The sequence below is a fragment of the Brevibacterium picturae genome, assembly GCF_030453725.1.
Classification (GTDB): domain Bacteria; phylum Actinomycetota; class Actinomycetes; order Actinomycetales; family Brevibacteriaceae; genus Brevibacterium; species Brevibacterium sandarakinum_A.
On record NZ_JAKDJU010000272.1, the window covers coordinates 1 to 2793 of the forward strand.

Genomic DNA, 2793 nt, shown 5'->3' on the forward strand with positions numbered 1-2793 from the left:
GTGATGTTCGCAAACGGAACCGTGGTGGTGCGCAGGATCTCGCGAATCACGACGTGGTCGGATCCGACGATGACCGCCGGTCGCCACAGGAGGATGAAGACGAGCCATCCGACCAGAGCCAGCGGTGGGAAGAACGCTGCGACCGTATCCCAGGAGCCGCGCACGATCGCGTCGATCAGGAGCAGTGCGAGGAACGCCCAGACGATGATGGTGATGATGGGGCCGCTGCGTTGCCTGAGGATGATCGGTGCACTCACTGGCCCAGCCTATCGGCTATACGATGAAAGATAGGGATGACTCCGGAACCCCGCGACCTCCAAGGAAGGACGAGTATGCGCATCGTTGTGCTCGATGACTACCAGAATGTGGCATCAAATTATGCGGATTGGCAGGCGCTCGGGGCCGAACTCGAATTCGTCTCCCGCCCGATCATCGACACCGAGGATCTGGTGCAGACATTGACCGGCGCCGAGGTTGTCGTCGCCATGCGTGAGCGCACCCTCTTCTCTGCCGACCGTCTGAGGCAGCTGCCAGACCTGCGCCTGCTGGTGACCACCGGCAGAGTCAACGCCTCCATCGATCTGGAGGCTGCGCGAGCGCAGGGGATCACTGTCTGCGGCACCGAGTCGACCACCTCGGCGACTCCGGAGCTGGCCTGGGGACTCATCCTCTCCGTGCTGCGCAGCATCCCGACCGAGAATGCAGCCGTGGCCTCCGGTGGGTGGCAGTCGACCGTGGGCGGTGACCTCTTCGGGCACCGGCTGGGTGTCATCGGGCTGGGCAGGCTCGGTTCGCAGGTCGCTCGTGTCGGGGCGGCCTTCGGCATGGACGTCGTGGCCTGGAGCCAGAACCTCGATGAGACCCGAGCCGCCGAAGTCGGAGTGCGTGCGGTGAGCAAGGAGGAACTGTTCGCCACCTCCGACGTCCTGACAGTGCACTACAAGCTCAGCGACCGCAGCCGCGGACTTGTCTCAGCCCACGAGCTGTCGCTGATGAAGCCGACGAGCGTCTTCATCAACACCTCGCGCGCGGGCCTCGTGGACACCGATGCGCTGATGGCCGCATTGCACGAGGGACGCATTCGCGGAGCCGGAATCGACGTGTACGATTCCGAGCCGTTGCCGGCCGACCACCCTCTGCGCAGCACGCCGAGGACCGTTCTGACACCGCACCTGGGCTATGTCACCGAGGACACGTACCGAATCTTCTTCACCCAGGCCGTCGAAGACATCGCCGCGTGGGTCGCAGGTGAACCGATCCGGCAGCTGAGCTGAGGTGAAGAATTCGAGGCAGTGAAAAGCCCGCCGGAGCAATGATGCTCGGGCGGGCTGGTGCACACGCTTCGTGCCGAAGTCAGCACTGAGTGAAGACGTGTGAACGGCTCAGTTCGTGCGAACGACTCAGTTCACGTCGGCTGGGTCACCGGAGACGCGGCCGCCGTTTTCCAGCGAATCGATGGAGGTCACCTCGGCGTCGGTGAGTTCGAAGTCGAAGACATCGAAGTTCTGGGCCATACGATCGCGGTTGTTCGACTTCGGGAAGACGACGTGTCCGCGCTGCAGGTGCCAGCGGATGATGGTCTGGGCCCAGGACTTGTCGTGGGCTGAAGCGATTTCGCCGATCACCGTGTCCGCGTAGTCGACCTTGCCCTGTCCCAGCGGTCCCCAGGCTTCGACCTTGATGTCGTGCTCGGTCAGCAGCGGACGGGTTTCGACCTGCTGGAACTGCGGGTGGCATTCGATCTGGTCGACGGCGGGGATGATCCCGGTGTCGAGGATCTGAGGCAGGTAGCGGTGGTCGAAGTTCGACACGCCGATCGACGTGGTCAGGCCCTGGTCGCGGTAGCCGGGGAAGGCCTCCCAGGTCTCGACCGAGTTGTTGTTCTCCGGGGTCGGCCAGTGGATGAGGTAGAGGTCGACGTGGTCGAGGCCGAGCTTCTCGAGGCTCTCGCCCAGGGCACGCTTCGACTCCTGCGCACCGTGGCGGTCGTTCCACAGCTTGGTGGTCACGAAGAGCTCGTCGCGGGCGATGCCGGACTTGGCGATCGCACGTCCGACGCCTTCCTCATTGCCGTAGACGGCGGCGGTGTCGATGTGGCGGTAGCCGGCCTCGAGGGCGTCGGTGACGATGCGCTCGGTCTCCTCGGGATCGACCTTGAAGACGCCGAATCCCAGCTGGGGGATGGTCTTGCCGTCGTTGAGTGTGAGTGTGGGAACCGTCAAGGTGCCGCCTTTCGTCACGGGTTGTGGTCTGTAGTATTGCAGTCTGCCGGGCGCCGCGGTGGCGGTGCCGATCCGAGCCTATAACGTCACGGTGGGAATGCAGTATTCCTGGGTGTGACCGACATTGTGCCCAATTCCCAGGTGTGACCGACATCGTGCTGATGTGACAGGACTGGAACAGCCCAGTCGCTCCGGTCCTGAGGCTCATCAATAGGCTGGAATCATGCGCGCAGTCAGGGTTCCCATCCACAGCAGTACCGTCGCTATGATCACTGTCATGGCGATGTTCTTCGGACTCTCGGGGTGCATCAGTCGCCCAGACCTCAGCAACAGAGCGGAGGAGATCGCCGAGGTGATCGCCGGCCTACCAGGAGTCGAGGAAGTTGACGACTACTATCAGAACGGTTTCACCTCCGGTCAGTCACTGACCTATAAAGTGAAAATGGAGGCCACGGCGACAGACGCCGCGATAGCGAATGTGGCATCGACCGTAGACAGCGAGGTGGGGGACCAGTTCGACGAATACGATCGCGAGCTGACGTTGAGTACGGCTGACATCTTGATGGTTCTC

Annotated in this window: 4 protein-coding genes; 2 read left to right on the top strand and 2 right to left on the bottom strand. The window is 62.9% G+C overall.

All coding sequences use genetic code 11. The features are described 5' to 3' along the window. A partial coding sequence (locus L0G76_RS15410; protein WP_304358018.1) for a hypothetical protein occupies nucleotides 1–257 on the bottom strand: 257 nt, incomplete at its 3' end. A 75-nt stretch (nucleotides 258–332) separates the two neighbouring features. Here L0G76_RS15410 and L0G76_RS15415 point away from each other — a divergent pair. Continuing rightward, the gene (locus L0G76_RS15415; RefSeq protein WP_304358021.1) at nucleotides 333–1274 is read left to right on the top strand and encodes a D-2-hydroxyacid dehydrogenase family protein; all 942 of its coding nucleotides are present in this window, start codon (nucleotides 333–335) and stop codon (nucleotides 1272–1274) included. A gap of 126 nt (nucleotides 1275–1400) precedes the next feature. On the opposite strand, the gene L0G76_RS15420 is transcribed toward L0G76_RS15415, so the two are convergent. Beyond that, nucleotides 1401–2222, bottom strand: coding sequence for an aldo/keto reductase (locus L0G76_RS15420; RefSeq protein ID WP_304358019.1), 822 nt, complete (start codon nucleotides 2220–2222; stop codon nucleotides 1401–1403). Nucleotides 2223–2499: 277 nt separating this feature from the next. Between L0G76_RS15420 and L0G76_RS15425 the strand changes: the two genes are divergently transcribed. Then, nucleotides 2500–2793 (top strand): hypothetical protein (locus tag L0G76_RS15425; RefSeq protein WP_304358020.1); only part of this gene is annotated, 294 nt, incomplete at its 3' end.